Source organism: Kribbella swartbergensis, from assembly GCF_054784135.1.
This window is the reverse complement of record NZ_BAAGPM010000022.1, coordinates 765,086-784,182: the sequence shown is the minus strand read 5'-3', so window position 1 is coordinate 784,182 and position 19,097 is coordinate 765,086. Positions and strand designations below refer to the sequence as shown.

Sequence of the window (19,097 nt, the reverse complement as noted above, 5' to 3'; positions counted from 1 at the left end):
GGGCGTGATCGGCGTCACATAAGGGATTGTCACGTCAGCGCGGCCGGCTCCCGTCGTGGGGGTATGGAACAGCGATTCGATCTCAGCAAGGTGGTGCCGGCCGGCTTTCGGGCCGTGTTCGGCTTGGAGAAGTACGTGCAGGGCGCTCTGGATCACACGGTCCTGCACCTGATCAAAGTGCGCGCCTCGATGGTCAACGGGTGCGCGTTCTGCCTCGACATGCACACCACGGACGCGATGAAGGAGGGCGAGAGTGCGCAGCGCCTGTTCGGGCTGTCGGCCTGGCGTGAGTCGCCGTTCTACGACGAGCGCGAGCGGGCCGCGCTCGCTCTGACCGACGCGGTCACCGCGATCGGCGAGGACGGCGTACCCGACGAGGTCTGGGATCCGGTCGTCGAGCACTTCGGCGAGGAGGGGGCTGCGAACGTGCTCCTCGCGATTGGCACGATCAACCTGTGGAACCGTCTGACCATCACCAGCCGGAAGCAGCCGGTGCTCGCGGCTTGACCAGCACTCTGGCCGAGTTCCAGTCGGCGCGCGGCATGCTCGCCGGCCTCGCCTACCGGCTGCTCGGGAGCTGGCAGGACGCCGAGGACGTGCTGCAGGAGGCGTACGTGCGGTGGTCCGGCGTCGACCGGTCACAGGTGCTCGAGCCGCGTCGCTACCTGACCAGGGTGGTGACGCGGCTCGGCATCGACGTACTGCGAACCCGTCAGGCCAGGCGGGAGAGCTACGTCGGCGAGTGGCTGCCCGAGCCGGTGCCGTCGGACCCGTTCGCCGCGGTCGACACCTCGGACCTGTCGCTCGCCGTACTACATCTGATGGAGCGGCTCACTCCGCCGCAACGTGCGGTGTACGTCCTGCGGACGGCGTTCGTCCTCCCGTACGACGAGATCGCGGAAATCCTCGAGCGCTCTCCGGAGGATTGCCGGCAGCTGAACAATCGGGCGATCAAGGCCCTGGAGCGCGAGCGGCCGCGGTTCGAACCCACGCCGGAGGAGCAGCAGCGGTTGTTGCTGGACTTCGTCGCGGCCGCCCGGGACGGCGACCTCGCCCGGCTGGAGTCGATGCTCAAGGAGTCGGTGGTCGAGTGGAGTGATGGCGGCGGCAAGCGGCGGATCGCCCGCAGACCGGTGATCGGGCGCGAGCAGGTGGCCAAGTTCTTCAGCCGGATCTACGGCCGCAAGGAGGTCAGTGTCGTACCGCTCGACCTGGTGACCGGACCGGCGCTGGAGGTACGGGTGCCCGGGTTGCGGCACGTACTGCACCTGGAGTTCGACGGCGACCGGATCGCCGCCGTCCGGATCCAGGCGAACCCGGCCAAGCTGTCAGCGCTCGGCCTGTGATTCATCGGTCCAGGGGCATGATCGTCGTACGGCGGTGGTGCTCGAAGACCACCGAACTGCGGATGTCGGCGATCTCCTGGCGTTTGGCGAGGGAGAGCACCAGGTCGCGGAGGGCCTGGGTGTCCTTGACCGCGACGTGGGCGAGTAAGTCGGACGCGCCCGACACCATGAACATCGCCAGCGTCTCGGGCAGTCGGACGACGTAGTCCTGGAACGCGGTCGCGACCGCCATCGCCTGGGGGCGGAGCTTGATCGAGATGATCGCCTGGGTGGACCGGTCGATCGCCTTCAGGTCGACCTCGGCGTGGTACCCGCTGATCACCCCGCGGTCGCGCAACCCGCGGATCCGCTCCAGGCAGGTGGACGGCGCGATGCCGAGCTCGGCGGCCATGTCCCGGTTGGTCCGGCGCGCGTCGTTCTGCAGCATCCGCAACAGCGCCGTATCAAGTTCGTCCATGCCAGGAAGTTTGGCAGATCCGCCGAATCATGTTCGGCAGGCCGCTCGATCCGCCGGGCGGTTGACTACATTCCACTCGTGCTGACGAACAAGATGGTTGTGGTGATCGCCGCCGAGTCGCCGGTCGGCGTCGCCCTCAACACTGCCGCCCTGCTCGGCGTCGCTCTCGGCCACCACCACGAGGACGTGGTCGGCCCGGACACCGAGGACGCCTCTGGCAACCCGCACACCGGGATGTGCGCGCATCCGATTCCGGTACTGCGGGCATCGGCCGAACAACTGCACGACCTCCGCGCCCAGGCGGCCGCCCGAGACGGCGTCACCGTGCACGACATGCACCAGGTCGCCCAGCGCGCTCGCACCTATGACCAGATGTCCGCGACCTTGAGCGGCACCAAGGCCGAAGACGTCGAGTACCTGGGTCTCGGCCTGTACGGCCCCCGCCCGACCATCGACTCCCTCACCGGCGCGTTGGCGCTCTACCGCTAGATCTGCGGCCAGGAGACGAGAAGCGTCCGTAATGTGGTCTTATGCGACTCAATTACGAGGAGACCGGTCCCGCCGAGGCGCCTGTTGTGCTGCTCGGGTCCTCGCTCGGGACGACGCATGCGATGTGGGCGCCGCAGGTCGCCGTACTGGCGGAGCGGTTCCGCGTGATCGCGTTCGATCACCGTGGGCATGGGGAGTCCGAGGTGCCGCCCGGCCCGTACACGATCGACGACCTCGGCGGTGACGTGCTCGAACTGCTCGACACGCTCGGCGTCGACCAGGCGTCGTACGTCGGGATCTCCCTCGGCGGCTTGGTCGGTCTGTGGCTGGCGGAGAACGCGCCCGACCGCTTCCACCGGTTCGTGCTGATCTGCCCGCCGTGCAGCCCGGCCGACAACGCCCAGATGTGGACCGAACGCGCGGCAACGGTCCGCGGCGAAGGAACCCAGGCGATCACCGACATCACTCTGAGCCGCTGGTTCCTGCCGGAGTTCACCGATGTCGACGCGGTCCGTCAGCAGCTGCTGGACGCTCCGGACGAGGGGTACGCCGCCTGCTGCGAGGCGCTCGCCACGACGGACCTGCGCGGCAAACTCGGCGACATCACGGCCCCGGTCCTGCTCGTCACCACCGAACAGGACACCTCGGTCCCACCCGAGACCGTCATCCCGCTCGCCTCCGAGATCCCCGGCGCCCACCTCGAGATCATCGAGAACGCTGCCCATCTCGTCAGCTACTCCCACCCCGAGCTCGTCAACCCGCTCATCCTCGCCCACCTCAGCTGACACCGTCGCGCCTCCCTTGATTCTTCAAGCAATTCTTCAACGGGGGCAGGGCTTCGGAGGAAAGTTCACTGCCCGGGTGCGAAGGCTTGTGCGCGTGCGGTGATGGGAGGAAGGTGAACGCAGAGCAGCGACTTGGGGGCAGGCTGTTCGGTGGGGGAAGGCGGGCCAGGACCGTCTTCGATCGAAGGGTGGGGCTGGGGGAGACCTTTTCGGTCCGGGATCCCGGGTGATCCCGACCTGCTCGTGCGCCTCCGCTGGAAGGGGGAGAGATGCCGAGGAAGGCCAACGGGCGAGCGGACAAGCACCGCGACGACGACGACCACCGGATGCCGGGCGAGAAGGCGACCGCGAACGGCAAGCCGGCGGCGAACGGGATGCCAGGCGCCGGCGACCGCATGTCGCCAGGCGGTTCGGCCGGCGCAGGCATGAGCGGTGGAGCCGGCGGTGCGGGCATGGGTAGCGGGGCCGGCGGTGCCGGGATGAGTGGCGGAGCCGGTGGTGCCGGGATGAGCGGTGGGGCCGGCGCCGGCGGTGCGGGCATGAGCGGTGGGACCGGAGCCGGTGGTGCTGGGATGACCGGCGGTGGTCGGCCGGGTGGTGCCGGGATGAGCGGTGGTGGTCAGCCGGGTGGTGCCGGGATGAGCGGTCCGGGCACGGACGGGCGGAACGAGACCCCGAGCAGGCGGCAGTGCGGCGTGATGGACGTGCACCGCAGGCTGCTGTCCAGCTCACCCGAGTACGCCGCCGCACGGTCGGCACTGGAGAACGCGACGACGGAGTACGTGGCCCGCCAGCAACGTTTTGCCGGGATCGCGCGCATCCCCTGTGTCGTACACGTGGTCTGGAAGACCCCGGCACAGAACATCTCGCAGGCCCAGATCGACAGCCAGATCGACGTACTGAACCACGACTTCCGGGCGACCAACGCCGACCTCGGGATCGTGCCCGCGGCGTTCACCGACCTGATCGCGGACGCGCGGATCGAGTTCTACCTGGCCGCCGAGGACCCGGACGGCAATCCGACCACCGGCGTCACCCGGACCCAGACGACCGTCGACGGGTTCGGCTCCGACGACAAGGTGAAGTCGTCGGCGACCGGCGGTCACGACCCGTGGCCGACCGACAGGTACCTGAACATGTGGGTCTGCCAGCTCAGCGGCGGCCTGCTCGGGTACGCGCAGTTCCCGGGCGGCCCGGCCGAGACCGACGGCGTGGTCATCCTGCACACCGGATTCGGCACCACCGGTACGGCGGCGGCGCCGTTCGACCTGGGCCGGACCACGACCCACGAGATCGGCCACTACCTGAACCTGTACCACATCTGGGGTGACGACGGCACCGGCTGCAGCGGCAGCGACGAGGTGGGCGACACCCCGAACCAGGCCGGCCCGAACTTCGGCGTGCCGACGTTCCCGCACGTGACCTGCAACAACGGCCCGAACGGCGACCTGTTCTACGACTACATGGACTACACCGACGACCGCGGCATGGTGATGTTCACCGACGACCAGGTCGCCCGGATGGAAGCCTGCCTGGACACCGTCCGGTCCGGCCTGATCACCACCGGACCCTCGGCAGGTGCGCCGGAACCAGCCGGCTCGGTGGTGGCGTGGGGTACGAACCGGCTGGACGCGTTCGTCCTCGGCACCGATCTGGCGATGTATCACAAGTGGTGGGACGGGGCGTCCTGGGGACCGTCCGTCGGCGGTTACGAATACATGGGTGGTATCTGCATGAGTGCTCCTGAAGTCGCGTCCTGGGGACCGGACCGGCTGGACGCGTTCGTCCTCGGCACCGACCGCGCGCTGTACCACAAGTGGTGGGACGGCTCGGCCTGGGGACCGTCGGTCGCCGGGTACGAGTACCTGGGCGGCGTCTGCATGAGCCCGCCGCGGCTGGCCAGTTGGGGACCGAACCGGCTGGACGCGTTCGTCCTCGGCACCGACCGCGCGCTGTACCACAAGTGGTGGGACGGCTCCGCCTGGGGACCATCGGTCGACGGCTACGAATATCTCGGCGGTATCTGCATGAGCCCGCCGGAAGTCGTTGCCTGGGGCAGCGATCGGCTGGACGTGTTCGTGCTCGGCACCGACAACGCGGTCTACCACAAGTGGTGGGACGGCCAGGCCTGGGGACCGTCGGCCGACGGGTACGAGTACCTCGGCGGGGTCTGCGCCTCTCCGCCGCGAGTCGTGGCCTGGGGTGAGAACCGGCTGGACCTGTTCGTCATCGGCACCGACTCGGCGCTCTACCACAAGTGGTGGGACGGCTCGACCTGGTCGGGCTGGGAGTACATGGGCGGAATCTGTACGACGGCGCCGACGGTCGTCTCGTGGGACGCCGACCGGCTGGACGTGTTCGTCCTCGGCACGGATTCCGCGCTCTACCACAAGTGGTGGGACGGGTCCGCCTGGGGACCGTCGGTCACCGGCTGGGAGTACCTGGGCGGGATCTGCACCGACGAGCCGCGGGTCGTCTCGTGGGGCCCGAACCGCCTCGACGTGTTCGTCACCGGCACCGACAAGCAGCTCTACCACAAGTGGTGGGACGGGGCGGCCTGGGGACCGTCGGTCACCGGGTACGAACCGCTCGGCGGCATCGTCAGCGACTTCAAGGTGACCATCCCGGAGAAGCTGCCCGAGACGGTGCCAGGGGCAACGATGGAACAGGTGGTGCTGAGCTGACTCCGCCCACGCCGGGCCGGTGGACGCATTCCTTCGAGGAGGACCACGACGGCATCAGCGTCTACCGCCGGGACGACTTCGCCTTCCCGCCGGCCCGGGGCCGGCGGGGGGTGGAGTTCCGCCCGGACGGCACCTGGGTGGACTGGGCGATCGGCCGCAGTGACGCGCCCGAGGCCCGCCCGGCCGGCCGGTGGGACCCCGCCGGCCGGCTCACCGGGGACGCCGGCGTCGCCGGCCGCATCGTCACGGCCGAGCCCGACCGCCTCGAAATCCTTTGGACCTAACTCGAAACCACCTGGACTGACATGACCACGACACCTGTGCGCTACCTCGTCGTACCGACTGCCGAGGCGGGCGGTGGGGCGCGGTCGGCGCGGTTCGGTGACAGGACACTTCTCTGGGTGCCGGCTGATCAGCGCCTCGGCCGGGCCTCCCGGACCGCACCCGGCCTGCTGCTCGTCACGCAGGTCGGCCGGAGTTTCCAGGACGACTTTCCCGACGTCACGCCGCTGCTCGACCGCGGCCGCCACCTCGTGATCTCGTCCGCCGACAAACCCCGCAGGCGATCCAGCCACAGCTGGCGAGTCGAGCCGCTGCGCTCCGGCACGACGGTCGTCGACGTACCGTCACCATCACCGGCGAGGGTGGATCCGGCCGTCGCGGATCTGGTCGGCGCGTTGTCGCCGTCGTCGTACCAGGACGACGTGACCTGGTTCGCGAGTCTGCCGACGCGGCACTCGCTCAGTCCGTCGTTCACCACCGCGACGGACTTCGCCGCCGCCCGGATGGTTGCCCTCGGCTACGGAGTCACGCGGACGACGGTCGCGGTCGGCAGCGGGACGTCGGAGAACCTGATCGGCGACCGGCCGGGCACCGGTGGCGGCGGAGTCGTGCTGATCACCGCGCACCTGGACTCGGTCAACCACGCCGGTGGACCCGCGGCGAACGCTCCCGGGGCTGACGACAACGGGAGTGGCGCGGCCGGCGTGCTCGAACTCGGACGGCTGTTGGCGGCCCGGTCGTGGCGGCACGACGTACGGCTGATCCTGTTCGGTGGCGAGGAGCAGGGATTGTTCGGCAGCAAGCAGTACGTCGCCTCGCTGCCGCCGGCCGAGCGGGCCCGAATTCGCGCCGTGCTCAACATGGACATGGTCGCCGGCCGGAACACCGCCGTACCGACCGTCCTGCTGGAGGGTGCACAGGTGTCGTCGGGGCAACTGGCCGATCTGGCGACGGCGGCCGCGACGTACACCGGGCTGAAGGTGGAGACCTCGCTGAACCCGTTCGCGAGTGACCACGTGCCGTTCATCAACGCCGCAATCCCGGCCATCCTGACGATCGAGGGCGCGGACAGCGCGAACGGGCACATCCACACCGCGACCGACACGCTGAACTTCCTGGACTGGGGACTGGCCGCCGAGATCCTGCGGATGAACGTGGCGGCGCTGGCCGGCTGGCTCGAGCCGGCCACATCGGTCACCCGGCCCAGACCGGCCGGGTCGGTGGTGGCCTGGGGTCCTGGCCGGCTCGACGTGTTCGCGGTCGGGACGGATTCCGCCCTGCACCACAAGGCGTACGACGGGACCTGGAAGGACTTCGAGTCACTCGGAGGCGTTGTTCTCAGCTGACCGCGTGGGAGCGCCGCGGCCGACCTGGTTCTGGGCAATGCTGACCAGCTCTTGCTCAACGAGCTGCCTCGTTCGGCATCGACGGACGTAACTGACTGACCTATCCTGGTTGCTCTCTGTAAGTTTCTCACCGCCCCAGAGAGGAACCACATGAAGAAACTTGTCGGCACCGCACTGACCACCGCTGCCATCGCCGCCGGCCTGGCTGTGGGAACACCGGCTCAGGCCTCGACGACCGGCGCCCAGGCCTGTGACCTCGTGACGGCGAAGAGCGTCGGCTACAGCGCGCTGATGCTGTACGTCGCCGTCGGCCTGGAAGGCTGCTCGAACAGCGTCACCGAGGTCCGGGTCGAACTTCAGAAGGGCCCGAGCGCCTCAGGTCCGGTCACCACGGTCGCCGAGACGTACGCGTACTCCGGAGGCGGCGCCTGGTTCGACGAGGGCACCGGCTGCGGCTACTACATCGGCGTGGCCCACTGGCAGGACCAGACCGAGACGACTCCGACCCCGGCGTACTACTGCAACTGACCGGCTCCCGGCCTGGATCAGACGACGGACAGCGGGAGGAGTTTCTTCCCGGTGGGGCCGATCTGGATCTCGGTGCCCATCTGCGGGCAGACGCCGCAGTCGAAGCACGGGGTCCAGCGGCAGTCCTCGACCTCGATCGCGCCGTCCGGCTCGAGGGCGTCCTGCCAGTCCTCCCACAACCAGTCGCGGTCCAGGCCGGAGTCCAGGTGGTCCCACGGCAGGACTTCGGCGTACTCGCGCTCGCGGGTGGTGTACCAGGCCAGGTCCACCGGCTCGTCGGCCAGCGCCTTCTCGGTCGCCTCGACCCACCGGTCGTAGGAGAAGTGCTCGCTCCAGCCGTCGAACCGGCCGCCGTCGCGCCACACCTGCTCGATCACCCGGCCGACCCGGCGGTCGCCGCGGGACAGCAGGCCCTCGATGATGCCGGGCTTGCCGTCGTGGTACCGGAAGCCGATCGCCTTGGCGTAGTTCTTGTCCGACCGGATCGCGGCCGCCAGTTTCGACAGCCGGGCGTCGGTCTCCTCGGCGCCGAGCTGGGCGGCCCACTGGAACGGCGTGTGCGGCTTCGGCACGAACCCGCCGATCGACACCGTGCAGCGGATGTCCCGCCGGCCGGACGCCTCGCGACCGGTCGCGATCACCTTCTTCGCCAGGTCCGCGATCGCCAGCACGTCCTCGTCGGTCTCGGTCGGCAGACCGCACATGAAGTACAGCTTCACCTGCCGCCAGCCGTGGCTGTACGCCGCCGCGACGGTCCGGATCAGGTCCTCCTCGGTGACCATCTTGTTGATCACCTTGCGCATCCGGTCCGACCCGCCCTCGGGAGCGAAGGTCAGGCCGCTGCGCCGGCCGTTGCGGGAGAACTCGTTGGCCAGCGTGATGTTGAACGCGTCGACCCGTGTGGACGGCAAGGACAGCGACACGTTGCTGCCCTCGTACCGGTCGCCCAGGCCCTTGGCCACCTCGGCGATCTCGCTGTGGTCGGCCGAGGAGAGGCTGAGCAGCCCGACCTCCTCGAACCCGGACTGCTTCAGCCCGTTCTCGACCATGTTGCCGATCGTGGTGATGCTGCGCTCGCGCACCGGCCGGGTGATCATGCCCGCCTGGCAGAACCGGCAGCCGCGGGTGCAGCCGCGGAAGATCTCCACCGAGTACCGCTCGTGCACGGTCTCGGCGAGCGGGACCAGCGGCTTCTTCGGGTACGGCCAGGCGTCGAGGTCCATCACCGTGTGCTTGGCGGTCCGCCACGGGACGCCGGGACGGTTCGGGGCGACCCGCTTGATCCGGCCGTCCGGGAGGTACTCGACGGTGTAGAACTTCGGGATGTAGACCCCACCGGAGGCGGCCAGCCGCATCAGCACCTCGTCGCGCCCGCCCGGGCGGCCCTCGTCCTTCCACTCCCGGATCACGTCCGAGATGGCCAGCACGATCTCCTCGCCGTCACCGAGGACGGCGGCGTCGATGAAGTCGGCGATCGGCTCCGGGTTGAACGCGGCGTGCCCGCCGGCCAGCACGATCGGGTCCTCGTCGGTCCGGTCGACGGCGTACAGCGGGATGCCGGCCAGGTCGAGCGCGGTCAGCATGTTGGTGTAGCCGAGTTCGGTGGAGAACGACAGCCCGAACACGTCGAACGCCCGCACCGGCCGGTGGCTGTCCAGCGTGAACTGCGGGATGGGTCCCAGCGCATCACCTTCGCGCATGACCTTTTCCATGTCCGGCCAGACGGAGTACGTCCGCTCGGCCAGGATGTGGTCGCGCTCGTTCAGCACCTCGTAGAGGATCTGGACGCCCTGGTTCGGCAGCCCGACCTCGTACGCGTCCGGGTACATGAGCGCCCACCGGACACTCACCGAGTCCCAGTCCTTGCTGACCGAGTTCAGCTCACCACCGACGTACTGGATCGGCTTCTGCACCTGCGGCAGCACGGCCTCCAGGCGCGGGAACAGCGATTCGACAGTCATCCCAAACTTCCGGTCAGCGGATCAGAGCGCCTACCAGGTTAACGCCGCGTACGCCGTACACCGGAATCGACGGGGGCAGCTGAACGGGTCAGTGGTGCGGGCGCAGGGCGCGGTTGGCGGCCGGTTCGGCGATCTGGGCGCGGAACGGGTGGGCCGGGTAGACGCCGAGGAGGCGGACCTCGACCGAGAAGAAGGCGAGCTCCTCCAGGGCGAGCGCGACGTTCGGCTCGTCCGGGTGGCCCTCGATGTCGGCGTAGAACTGGGTGGCGAAGAACATGCCGCCGAGCTGGTACGACTCCAGCTTGGTCATGTTCACGCCGTTGGTGGCGAAGCCGCCGAGCGCCTTGTACAGCGCGGCCGGCACGTTGCGGACGCGGTACACGAAGCTGGTGATGACCGGGCCGGAACCGACCGGCGGGACGTCCGGCTCGCGGGACAGCACCAGGAACCGGGTGGTGTTGTGGTGCTCGTCCTCGACGTCATTGGCCAGCGTCTGCAGTCCGTAGAGGTCGGCGGCGGCGCGCGGCGACAGTGCCGCAACGGTCGGGTCACCCAGTTCGGCCACCTCGCGGGCGGAGCCGGCCGTGTCGTCGGCCACGACGGTCGACCAGCCGTGCTCGCGGATGATCTTGCGGCACTGCCCGAGGGCGTGCACGTGGCTGCGGACGGTCCGGATCCGGTCGATCGACGTACCGGGGATCGCCAGCAGCTGGAAGTGGATCGGCAGGAAGTACTCGCCGACGATGTGCAGCCCGGACTCCGGCAGCAGGTGGTGGATGTCGGCCACCCGGCCGGCGATCGAGTTGTCCACCGGGATCATCGCCAGCCCGGCCCGGCCGCTGTTCACCGCCTCGAGGGCGTCCTCGAACGTCGTACAGGGCAGCTGCTCGCGGTCCGGGTACATGTCGGTGCACGCCATCGCCGAGTTGGCGCCTGGCTCACCCTGGTAAGCGATCGGTCGGTCCACGGTCTCCCAGCGTAGACCCCGTCCGTCTCGGCAAACGGATCAGGTGTCCGTCTTGCGGACCTTCTTCGGCGCGCCGGTGACCGCGCGGCCCTCGAGCTGCTTGGCCTTGGTGGCGTACATGTCGATGTACTCCTGGCCGGACAGCTCCATGATCTTGTACATGATCTCGTCGGTGACGGCGCGCAGGATCAGCCGGTCGCCCTCCATTCCCTCGTACCGGGAGAAGTCCAGCGGCTCGCCGAACTTGACCGTCGGGGAGGCGAACGAGGCGACGACCTTGCCGGGCGGTGCGACCTTGTCGGTGCCGATCACCCCGCACGGGATGACCGGGACCTTGGCCTCCAGCGCGAGCCGGGCAACGCCGGTGCGGCCCTTGTACAGCCGGCCGTCGTGCGACCGGGTGCCCTCGGGGTAGATGCCGAACAGTTCGCCGCGCTCCAGCACCTTCATCCCGGCCCGCATCGCCCCCTCGGACGCCGAGCCGCCGGACCGGTCGATCGGCACCTGGCCGGTGCCCTTGAAGAAGCCGCGCTGGAACCGGCCCTTGATCCCGGCGCCGGTGAAGTAGTCGGACTTCGCCACGAAGGTCACCCGGCGGCGCAGGACCAGCGGCATGAAGATCCAGTCGGCGTACGACAGGTGGTTGCTGGCGATGATCGCCGGGCCGTGCTCGGGGACGTTCTCGGCACCGATCACATTCGGCCGGAAGATGCGCTTGACCGGCGGGCCGATCAGGACGTGCTTCAGCAGCCAGTAGATGCCCTTGCCGTCGCCGTCACCGGCCCCGTCCACCGTGCTGTCCACCGGAGGGACCTGGCCCGGCTCGGGCCGTGGCGACTGCGCCGGTTGCGTCATCGATGTCCTTTCCTCACTGTTTCCCCGGATGCTCATGATGCCGCACGACGGCCCGGCTTGGCGTACAAGTCGCCGCGCGGGAACTCCTGACACGACCCGGCGAACCTTCGTAAGCTGCTCACCGCAGGCGTCCCACGACGCTGCCGGGGCCGGGGAGGGCATTGTGAGGACCAGACGACTGACGGCAGTGTTCGGGGTGGTGGCGACGGTGTTCGCCGGCCTTCCGGTCGCGGCCGGAGCCAGTGCGACGGACGCCACGGCGAAGGTGGTCCCGCTCCAGGTCACCGGGCCGGCGGAGTCCCGGTTCAACCTGGTGGTGATGGGCGACGGGTACACCGAGGCCGAGTTGCCCAAGTTTCGCGAACAGGTCGACAAGCACCTGAACGTGCTCTGGAGCATCGAGCCGTTCAAGTCGTACCGGAACTACCTCAACGTCTACGCGGTCGAGATCCCGTCCCCGGACAGCGGCGTCGACTGCGACCCCGGACTCACCTCGCCCAAGGTCGACACCCCGCTGCAGATGGGGTTCTGGGGTGGCTGCAACCCGAACAGTGTTCAGCGCCTGCTCACCGTCAGCGCAACCGCGGCCGCCCGGTACGCCGATCTGGTCGCCGGCGCCACGTCGGCCAACCGCCAGATCCTTGCCATCGGCAACAGTGACACCTACGGCGGCGCAGGGGGAACCTACGCGACGGCCTCCGGCGGCAACGCGTTGTCCGCCCTGATCACCCCGCACGAGCTCGGCCACTCACTCGGCGGGCTGCAGGACGAGTACGACTACTACGCCCGCGGCGACCGCGGAGCGCCGTACCAGGGACCCGAACCCTCCTCGATCCATCACACATTGCTGACCGAGGAGCAGATGCGCGACCAGCAGAAGAAGTGGTTCCGCTGGCTCGGTGAGCCGTCCGAGTCCGGCGGCACGATCGGGCGCTACGAAGGCGGCATGTACGCCGGCTCCGGGGTCTGGCGGCCGAGTCGGCACTCGATGATGAAGACGCTCGGCTACTACTTCGACCAGGTCTCGCGGGAGCGGATGACCCAGCGGATCTCGTCCCGGGCTTCGCTGTTCCAGGGCAGCACTCCGGTCGGCGAGGTCGCGGCCGACCAGGTTGTCTGGCTGCAGACCCTGCACCCGGTCAGCCACGAACTCGACGTGACCTGGACGTTGGACGGTACGGCGCTGTCGACCGCCAACAGCCGTGCCGTCGACCTGTCGACCCTCGACCTGGCGCCCGGTCTCCACACCCTGACCGCCAGGATCGTCGACCCGACCCCTTTCATCCGCGATCCCGCCGTACGGCCGACCGCTACTCGCTCGTGGACCGTCGACACCGCACGCACCGCCCAGCCGTCGAGTGCTCCGGTGAGGTTCACCGCCTCCACGTCGACCCAGCACCCGGTGAGCGCCGACGAGGTGGTGTACGCCGAGACGACCCAGTCCGACGTGTCGCAGCCGCCGATCGAGTGGCGAGTCGACGGGAAACCGGTCGCCAACCCGGGCAACGACCGGGACTTCGATCTCGAGCCGTTGAAGCTGACCGGGCGGCACACGCTGACCGCCACAATGGGTGGCCAGACGCTGACCTGGTCCGTCGACGGGGTCGAGCCGGTGGTGACCTTGACGATGTCGAAACCGCTGCTGACGGTGAACAAGCCGACCGGCCCGGAGTACATCTACAACGACGCGTTCACCATGGGCCTGACGGCGACCGACGACAGCGCCGGGTACGTCGTTCCGGAGTTCAGGGTCAACGGGGACGGTTGGTACAACTACTACGGCTGGCCGACCGACGCGTCCGCGCCGTTCCGGTTCACCGCCGAGGGGACCGAGATCGACCAGCTCGTCTACGGCAAGCTCGGCGTGCCGCGGGTGGTGCCGTGGGACGACGTACCGTCCGGGTACGGGCGGCACCTGGTCGAGTACCGCGCCATCGATGCCTCCGGCAACATCGGCACCCCGGGCCGGTTCGCGGTCACCCTGTTGCGCCCCGCGCCGGCGTGTACGACGACGGTGACCGGGGTGCGGAACGGTCCGCTGTACGTGCGCTCCGGGGTCACCTGCCTGGCCGGCGCCACCGTTTCGGGCCCGGTGCTGATCGGCGCGGGCGCATCCGTGGTCGCCACCGACAGCCGGGTCGTCGGTCCGGTCCGCGCGGACGGCGCGGCCGATCTCCACCTGCTGCGGAGCCGGATCGAGGGCCCGGTGACCGTGGACGGGGTGGCCCGGAGCGTGGTCGTGGTCGGGACCTCGGTCGACGGCCCCCTGGCCGTGACAAGGTCGCGTACGACGGAACCCGCCGTACTGGCCGGCAACACGGTCGACGGTCCGCTGAGTTGCTCAGGCAACACGCCGGCCCCGGTGAACCTCCAGGCACCGAACCACGTGTCCGGACCGCGGTCCGGACAGTGCTCGGCCCTCTGAACGGAGTGAGATGGACGGTTTGCGTGTGGCGGTCCTCATCCTGGCGACGATGACGACCGGGATGATGGCCGGGGTGTACGCGATCTACGCGAACGCGTTCATGCCGGGGCTGGCGAAGGCCGACGACAGGACCTTCGTCGGAGCGTTCCAGGCGGTCGACCGAGCCATCGTCAACCCGCTGTTCCTCGGGCTCGGGTTCCTCGGCTCGCTGGTGTTCACGCTGGCCGCCGGGCTGCTCAGTCTGCAGGAGGACGCACTCCCGTGGATCACCGCCGCGTTCCTGCTCAACCTGGTGACGGTCGTCATCACGATCGCGGTGAACGTCCCGTTGAACGACGCGCTGAAGGCGGCCGGCGACCCCGCCACCATCGACGTCGCCCAGGCCCGTGCCGCCTTCGACGAGGCCCGCTGGCGGACCTTCAACGGGATCCGCGTCGTTCTCGACACGGCGGCCTTCGGCCTGCTGGCGTGGTCCCTCTACCTCACCGGCAAGTCCGTCGCCCAGCCGTAGCCCGTGCGGCAACCGCTTGCCACGGGTGAGCCTGACACAATGCCGCTGTGGCACCTGTTCAAGCTCCGCCGTCGCAGCAACTTCCCGCCGTGCAGAAACTGCGGGTCCGGTTCGCCAAGCGGGGGCGGCTGCGATTCACCTCACACCGGGACTTCCAGCGGGCGTTCGAGCGCGCCGTCCGCCGGGCCGGCCTGCCGGTCGCGTTCTCGCACGGCTTCAGCCCGCACCCGAAGATCTCGTACGCCGGTGCCGCGCCGACCGGGGCCGCCTCCGAAGCCGAGTACTTGGAGATTTCGCTCACACAGGAGCGGGACCCCGGCGAGGTCCGGGCCGCGCTGGACGAGGCGCTCCCGCCGGGCCTGGACGTCCTCGAGGTGGTCGTCGCCGGGCCCGGGGCGCTGGCCGACCGGCTGGAGGCGAGCGAGTGGCAGATCGCGTTGCCAGGCGTCGATGCCGCCGCCGCGTCCGCGGCGGTGGAGGCCTTCCTCGCCCGGGACGAGATTCTGGTCGAACGCATGACCAAACGGGGCCTTCGCTCGTTCGATTGCCGGGGCGCCGTTCTCCGACTCACCGTCGCGAGTGAACCGGCGTCGGTTGAGACGTGTGCGATACTGCAAGTGGTGTTACGGCACGGAACCCCGGCCGTGAGACCCGACGACGTTCTCGCCGGCGTGCTCGACGTAGCGACGCTCCCGGTGACGGGCCCGGCTCTTCTGACCAGGCTCGCCCAGGGCCCGCTCATCGCGGCCTCCGGCACGGTGGACGACCCGCTCGCTCGTGACCGCGACGCCACCCAGGCGACCGCGACCGGCCAGGCGGACGACCACCAGACGCATTCAGCGGAGGGCGACGCCGCCGCTCCCTCCGGGCCCTGAGCACGGGCGGAGCGGATCCAGCAGGCTTCCGCCGGTCCGGCACCAACGTTGCGCCGGACGGCGAACCGTGACCGCCTTGTGGCTGCGTCCGGACCCGTGACAGGGGTCGCAGGATGCGCCGGAGGGCTTGAGGAGACCGCACCGCATGCTCGACAACGAGCCGACCACCGAAGCAGCCGAAACGGCTGACACCGCCCAGCAGCAGCCCACCGCCCGCAAGACCGCGAAGAAGGCCGCTGCCAAGAAGACGACCACCGCGCGCAAGCGGACGACCAAGAAGGCCGCCGTGGCCGAGGAGGTCCCCACCCAGTCCGACGGCGAGTCCGCCGACCCGGCCCCGGCGAAGAAGACCGCCGCGAAGAAGGCTGCCGCCAAGAAGACCACGGCCAAGAAGGCCGCCGCGACCAAGACCGCGGCGAAGAAGACCCCGTCCAAGCGGGCCGCGAAGAAGACCGACGCGCAGGACGCGTTCCCGGAGCTCACCGAGGACGGGACCGACGCCGCGGAGACCGCTCGGCGGACCTCCGCGGAGACGGCCACCGCCGACGCCGGCCCGGTCGTCGAGAGCGCCCCGGCGCCGGCGAAGAAGACCACCCGCAAGCGCACCGCAAAGAAGGCGGCCGCCCGGCAGCAGGAGAACCTGCTCACCGAGGAGTCGCCGGTGACCGACGGTCCGGTCGCGGACGCCGAGGCCACTGACGAGGTGTCCGCCGCGCAGGCTGAGACCGGCTCCCGCAGTCGGCGCACCCGCTCCCGCGGTCGTGCCACGGAGGCGTCGACCGGTGACTCACCGGCGTCGGCAGACCGTGCCGACGGCGTCATTCAGGCGGGTGACGGCGCCGCACCGGCCACCGACGCGACTGTCCAGACCGACGACGTGACGCCCCAGCGGCGTACCAGGCGTCGTGCCCCGGCCGCCGCCCCGGTGTTGTTCCAGGCGCCGGTCGAGGTGCCGACCCAGGCTCCCGCGCAGGCCGCGGCGACAAGCCCGGTCGAGGCGACGCCGGTGACCGGCGAGACGCCTGCCGAGCCGGCGGGCGACGAGCAGCCCACGACGACGCGCCGCCGGCGGAACCGCCGGACCAAGGACGCCGAGGAGGTCGCGGCCGAGCGTGCCGAGCCGGTGCTCGAGGCCGCTCAGGCCGTCGCCGAGACCACCGAGGACACCTCGGAGTCCGGGGCGGCCCAGTCCGAGGACGACGAGGACAGCGGGGAGGGCGGCCGCCGTCGCCGCCGTCGCCGCGGTGGCCGTCGCCGCCGCAAGTCCGGTGACGCCGACGGCGCCGACGACACCGCCGACGAGCAGGACGACGACGAGAACGACGACCAGGACGGCGAGTCCGGCTCCGACGACGAGCAGGACGGCGCCGACACCGACGAGGAGTCGGAGACCTCGGGCAGTTCGACCCGGCGTCGCCGTCGCCGTCGCCGCCGCAAGGGCGAGGAGCCGGTCGCGTCGCCGGACGACCCGGACGAGACCGTCGTCCGCGTCCGCGAACCGCGCAGCAAGAACACCGCCAACGAGATCACCGCGGTCGAGGGCTCGACCCGGCTGGAGGCGAAGAAGCAGCGCCGCCGCGAGGGCCGGGCGGCCGGCCGCCGCCGGGCGCCGATCGTCACCGAGGCCGAGTTCCTGGCCCGGCGCGAGTCGGTCGAGCGGACCATGGTGATCCGGTCCCGCGAGGACCTGACCCAGATCGCGGTGTCCGAGGACAACGTCCTGGTCGAGCACTACGTCGCCCAGGCGGAGCAGACCTCGCTGATCGGCAACGTGTACCTCGGCCGGGTGCAGAACGTGCTGCCCAGCATGGAGGCCGCCTTCATCGACATCGGCAAGGGCCGCAACGCCGTCCTGTACGCCGGTGAGGTCGACTGGGCCACCCTGGGCGGGGCCAACGGGCCGCGCAAGATCGAGTCGGTGCTGAAGTCCGGCCAGTCGGTGCTGGTCCAGGTGACCAAGGACCCGATCGGCCACAAGGGCGCCCGGCTGACCAACCAGATCAGCCTGCCCGGCCGGTACGTCGTCTACGTCCCGCGCGGCGGCAACGGCGGCATCAGCCGCAAGCTGCCCGACACCGAGCGGAGCCGGCTGAAGACGATCCTCAAGGACATCGTCCCCGACGAGGCCGGCGTGATCGTCCGGACCGCGGCCGAGGGCGCCTCGGAGGAGGAGCTGACCGCCGACGTCAGCCGGCTGCAGTCGGCCTGGGACGACATCGAGAAGAAGTCGAAGAACGGCCAGGCCCCGCAGCTGCTGTACGGCGAGCCGGACCTGCTGATCCGGGTCGTCCGGGACCTGTTCACCGAGGACTTCGCCAAGCTGGTCATCTCCGGCGACCGGGCGTACGACCAGGTCCGCGACTACGTCGCGGGCGTCGCGCCGCACCTTGCCGACCGGGTCGAGAAGTGGACGGGTGACGGCGACGTCTTCGCGAGCTACCGGATCGACGAGCAGATCAAGAAGGCGCTGGACCGCAAGGTCTGGCTGCCGTCGGGCGGTTCGCTGATCATCGACCGGACCGAGGCGATGACGGTCGTCGACGTCAACACCGGCAAGTTCACCGGCTCCGGCGGCAACCTCGAGGAGACCGTCACCAAGAACAACCTGGAGGCGGCCGAGGAGATCGTCCGGCAGCTGCGGCTCCGCGACATCGGCGGCATCATCGTGATCGACTTCATCGACATGGTGCTGGAGTCGAACCGCGACCTGGTGCTGCGCCGCCTGGTCGAGTGCCTGGGCCGGGACCGGACCAAGCACCAGGTGGCCGAGGTCACCTCGCTCGGCCTGGTCCAGATGACCCGGAAGCGGATCGGCACCGGCCTCCTCGAGGCGTTCAGCGAGAACTGCGACCACTGCGGCGGCCGCGGCCTGATCCTGCACGACGAGCCGAAGGAGTCGCGCCGGCGCGACAGCCGCAACGGCCACGACCACAAGCAGGCCGCACCGGCCGACGAAGGGCCCAAGAAGAGCTCCCGCCGGCGCCGGGGCCGTGGTCGCGGCGAGGACGAGCAGCCCGAGCCGGAGAGCCCGCAGCACAGCGGCGACGCCGCCCAGCGGCTGGCCCAGATCGCCGCCGCCTCGGCGAAGAAGGCCGACGAGCACGGCAGCGACGAGTCCGACGAGCAGGTGACCCCGGTCACGGACGCCGAGGTGTCCGGTACGCCGGAGCCGACCGGCTACCCGGTGACCGCCGACGCCGAGGCGCAGGTGAGCCCCGAGGCCACCGGCTTCCCGGAGCCCGTGGACGCGGCGACGACGACCGTGGCCGAGTCGACCACCACCGACGCGGCCGAGCCGGAGCTGAACGGGGCCGCCAAGACCGGCGGCACCAGGCGGCGGCGGACCAGCCGAGGCCGGGGCAAGTCGTCCCGGAACGAAGCGCAGGGCAACGACCAGGCCCAGAACGACGAGGGGACCGGTGCGGCGGCCGACGCCGAGCTGGTCACCACCGGCCACTGACCCGGTTTGACCCTGCTGTGACGCGACCCGTAAACTTGAGCGTCGGCGCGCGTTCCGCGTGCCATGTTTGTGTGGGCCGCTAGCAGGTCTGTGCAGGCCCCCGTAAGAACTTCCGAACCAGCAGAG

At 70.0% G+C, this 19,097-nt stretch carries 16 protein-coding genes; 12 read left to right on the top strand and 4 right to left on the bottom strand.

Translation table 11 applies throughout. From position 1 onward, the window contains the following. The first annotated feature begins 63 nt into the window (after positions 1-63). Both ACYVOK_RS22260 and ACYVOK_RS22255 read left to right on the top strand, forming a co-directional pair. Positions 64-507, top strand: a complete 444-nt coding sequence (locus ACYVOK_RS22260; RefSeq protein WP_460664417.1) for a carboxymuconolactone decarboxylase family protein — start codon at positions 64-66, stop codon at positions 505-507. Beyond that, positions 504-1,346, top strand: coding sequence for a sigma-70 family RNA polymerase sigma factor (locus tag ACYVOK_RS22255; protein WP_460664416.1), 843 nt, complete (start codon positions 504-506; stop codon positions 1,344-1,346). Before ACYVOK_RS22260 ends, ACYVOK_RS22255 begins: the two co-directional genes overlap by 4 nt. A gap of 1 nt (position 1,347) precedes the next feature. Here the strand turns inward: ACYVOK_RS22255 and ACYVOK_RS22250 are convergent, their stop codons facing one another. Further along, positions 1,348-1,803, bottom strand: a complete 456-nt coding sequence (locus tag ACYVOK_RS22250) for an Lrp/AsnC family transcriptional regulator (protein ID WP_460664415.1) — start codon at positions 1,801-1,803, stop codon at positions 1,348-1,350. Between the two features lie 78 nt (positions 1,804-1,881). Between ACYVOK_RS22250 and ACYVOK_RS22245 the strand changes: the two genes are divergently transcribed. The 6 genes from ACYVOK_RS22245 to ACYVOK_RS22220 all read left to right on the top strand — a co-directional run bounded on the left by ACYVOK_RS22245 (position 1,882) and on the right by ACYVOK_RS22220 (position 7,917). After that, complete coding sequence (locus tag ACYVOK_RS22245) at positions 1,882-2,292, top strand: DUF2000 domain-containing protein (RefSeq protein ID WP_460664414.1); 411 nt, start codon at positions 1,882-1,884, stop codon at positions 2,290-2,292. A 41-nt stretch (positions 2,293-2,333) separates the two neighbouring features. Next, positions 2,334-3,077, top strand: a complete 744-nt coding sequence (pcaD, locus tag ACYVOK_RS22240) for a 3-oxoadipate enol-lactonase (protein WP_460664413.1) — start codon at positions 2,334-2,336, stop codon at positions 3,075-3,077. Positions 3,078-3,346: 269 nt separating this feature from the next. Next, positions 3,347-5,761, top strand: a complete 2,415-nt coding sequence (locus ACYVOK_RS22235; protein WP_460664412.1) for a M43 family zinc metalloprotease — start codon at positions 3,347-3,349, stop codon at positions 5,759-5,761. Positions 5,762-5,871: 110 nt separating this feature from the next. Next, complete coding sequence (locus ACYVOK_RS22230; protein WP_460664411.1) at positions 5,872-6,045, top strand: hypothetical protein; 174 nt, start codon at positions 5,872-5,874, stop codon at positions 6,043-6,045. 21 nt (positions 6,046-6,066) lie between these two features. Further along, positions 6,067-7,389: a M28 family metallopeptidase gene (locus ACYVOK_RS22225; RefSeq protein WP_460664410.1), complete on the top strand. Its 1,323-nt coding sequence runs from the start codon at positions 6,067-6,069 to the stop codon at positions 7,387-7,389. A gap of 150 nt (positions 7,390-7,539) precedes the next feature. Continuing rightward, on the top strand, positions 7,540-7,917 hold the full coding sequence (locus ACYVOK_RS22220) for a hypothetical protein (protein WP_460664409.1): 378 nt from the start codon (positions 7,540-7,542) through the stop codon (positions 7,915-7,917). 17 nt (positions 7,918-7,934) lie between these two features. On the opposite strand, the gene ACYVOK_RS22215 is transcribed toward ACYVOK_RS22220, so the two are convergent. From ACYVOK_RS22215 to ACYVOK_RS22205, 3 genes are all read right to left on the bottom strand, one after another. Then, positions 7,935-9,878, bottom strand: coding sequence for a TIGR03960 family B12-binding radical SAM protein (locus tag ACYVOK_RS22215; RefSeq protein WP_460664408.1), 1,944 nt, complete (start codon positions 9,876-9,878; stop codon positions 7,935-7,937). Between the two features lie 88 nt (positions 9,879-9,966). Continuing rightward, entirely contained in the window at positions 9,967-10,845 is an 879-nt protein-coding gene (locus ACYVOK_RS22210; protein WP_460664407.1) for a prephenate dehydratase, read from the bottom strand. 39 nt (positions 10,846-10,884) lie between these two features. Further along, the gene (locus ACYVOK_RS22205) at positions 10,885-11,700 is read right to left on the bottom strand and encodes a lysophospholipid acyltransferase family protein (RefSeq protein WP_460664406.1); all 816 of its coding nucleotides are present in this window, start codon (positions 11,698-11,700) and stop codon (positions 10,885-10,887) included. Between the two features lie 163 nt (positions 11,701-11,863). Here ACYVOK_RS22205 and ACYVOK_RS22200 point away from each other — a divergent pair, with 163 nt between their 5' ends. The 4 genes from ACYVOK_RS22200 to ACYVOK_RS22185 all read left to right on the top strand — a co-directional run bounded on the left by ACYVOK_RS22200 (position 11,864) and on the right by ACYVOK_RS22185 (position 18,971). Next, on the top strand, positions 11,864-14,125 hold the full coding sequence (locus tag ACYVOK_RS22200) for a M64 family metallopeptidase (RefSeq protein ID WP_460664405.1): 2,262 nt from the start codon (positions 11,864-11,866) through the stop codon (positions 14,123-14,125). 10 nt (positions 14,126-14,135) lie between these two features. Continuing rightward, on the top strand, positions 14,136-14,636 hold the full coding sequence (locus ACYVOK_RS22195; RefSeq protein WP_460664404.1) for an anthrone oxygenase family protein: 501 nt from the start codon (positions 14,136-14,138) through the stop codon (positions 14,634-14,636). 47 nt (positions 14,637-14,683) lie between these two features. Further along, on the top strand, positions 14,684-15,511 hold the full coding sequence (locus ACYVOK_RS22190) for a TIGR03936 family radical SAM-associated protein (protein ID WP_460664403.1): 828 nt from the start codon (positions 14,684-14,686) through the stop codon (positions 15,509-15,511). A gap of 145 nt (positions 15,512-15,656) precedes the next feature. After that, the gene (locus ACYVOK_RS22185) at positions 15,657-18,971 is read left to right on the top strand and encodes an Rne/Rng family ribonuclease (protein ID WP_460664402.1); all 3,315 of its coding nucleotides are present in this window, start codon (positions 15,657-15,659) and stop codon (positions 18,969-18,971) included. Positions 18,972-19,097 lie beyond the last annotated feature (126 nt).

Coding starts and splice junctions, on each gene's coding strand:
- ACYVOK_RS22260 (WP_460664417.1), top strand. CDS start 64: ATGGAACAGCGATTCGATCTCAGCAAGGTGGTGCCGGCCGGCTTTCGG.
- ACYVOK_RS22250 (WP_460664415.1), bottom strand. CDS start 1,803: ATGGACGAACTTGATACGGCGCTGTTGCGGATGCTGCAGAACGACGCG.
- pcaD (WP_460664413.1), top strand. CDS start 2,334: ATGCGACTCAATTACGAGGAGACCGGTCCCGCCGAGGCGCCTGTTGTG.
- ACYVOK_RS22235 (WP_460664412.1), top strand. CDS start 3,347: ATGCCGAGGAAGGCCAACGGGCGAGCGGACAAGCACCGCGACGACGAC.
- ACYVOK_RS22225 (WP_460664410.1), top strand. CDS start 6,067: ATGACCACGACACCTGTGCGCTACCTCGTCGTACCGACTGCCGAGGCG.
- ACYVOK_RS22220 (WP_460664409.1), top strand. CDS start 7,540: ATGAAGAAACTTGTCGGCACCGCACTGACCACCGCTGCCATCGCCGCC.
- ACYVOK_RS22215 (WP_460664408.1), bottom strand. CDS start 9,878: ATGACTGTCGAATCGCTGTTCCCGCGCCTGGAGGCCGTGCTGCCGCAG.
- ACYVOK_RS22205 (WP_460664406.1), bottom strand. CDS start 11,700: ATGACGCAACCGGCGCAGTCGCCACGGCCCGAGCCGGGCCAGGTCCCT.
- ACYVOK_RS22195 (WP_460664404.1), top strand. CDS start 14,136: ATGGACGGTTTGCGTGTGGCGGTCCTCATCCTGGCGACGATGACGACC.
- ACYVOK_RS22185 (WP_460664402.1), top strand. CDS start 15,657: ATGCTCGACAACGAGCCGACCACCGAAGCAGCCGAAACGGCTGACACC.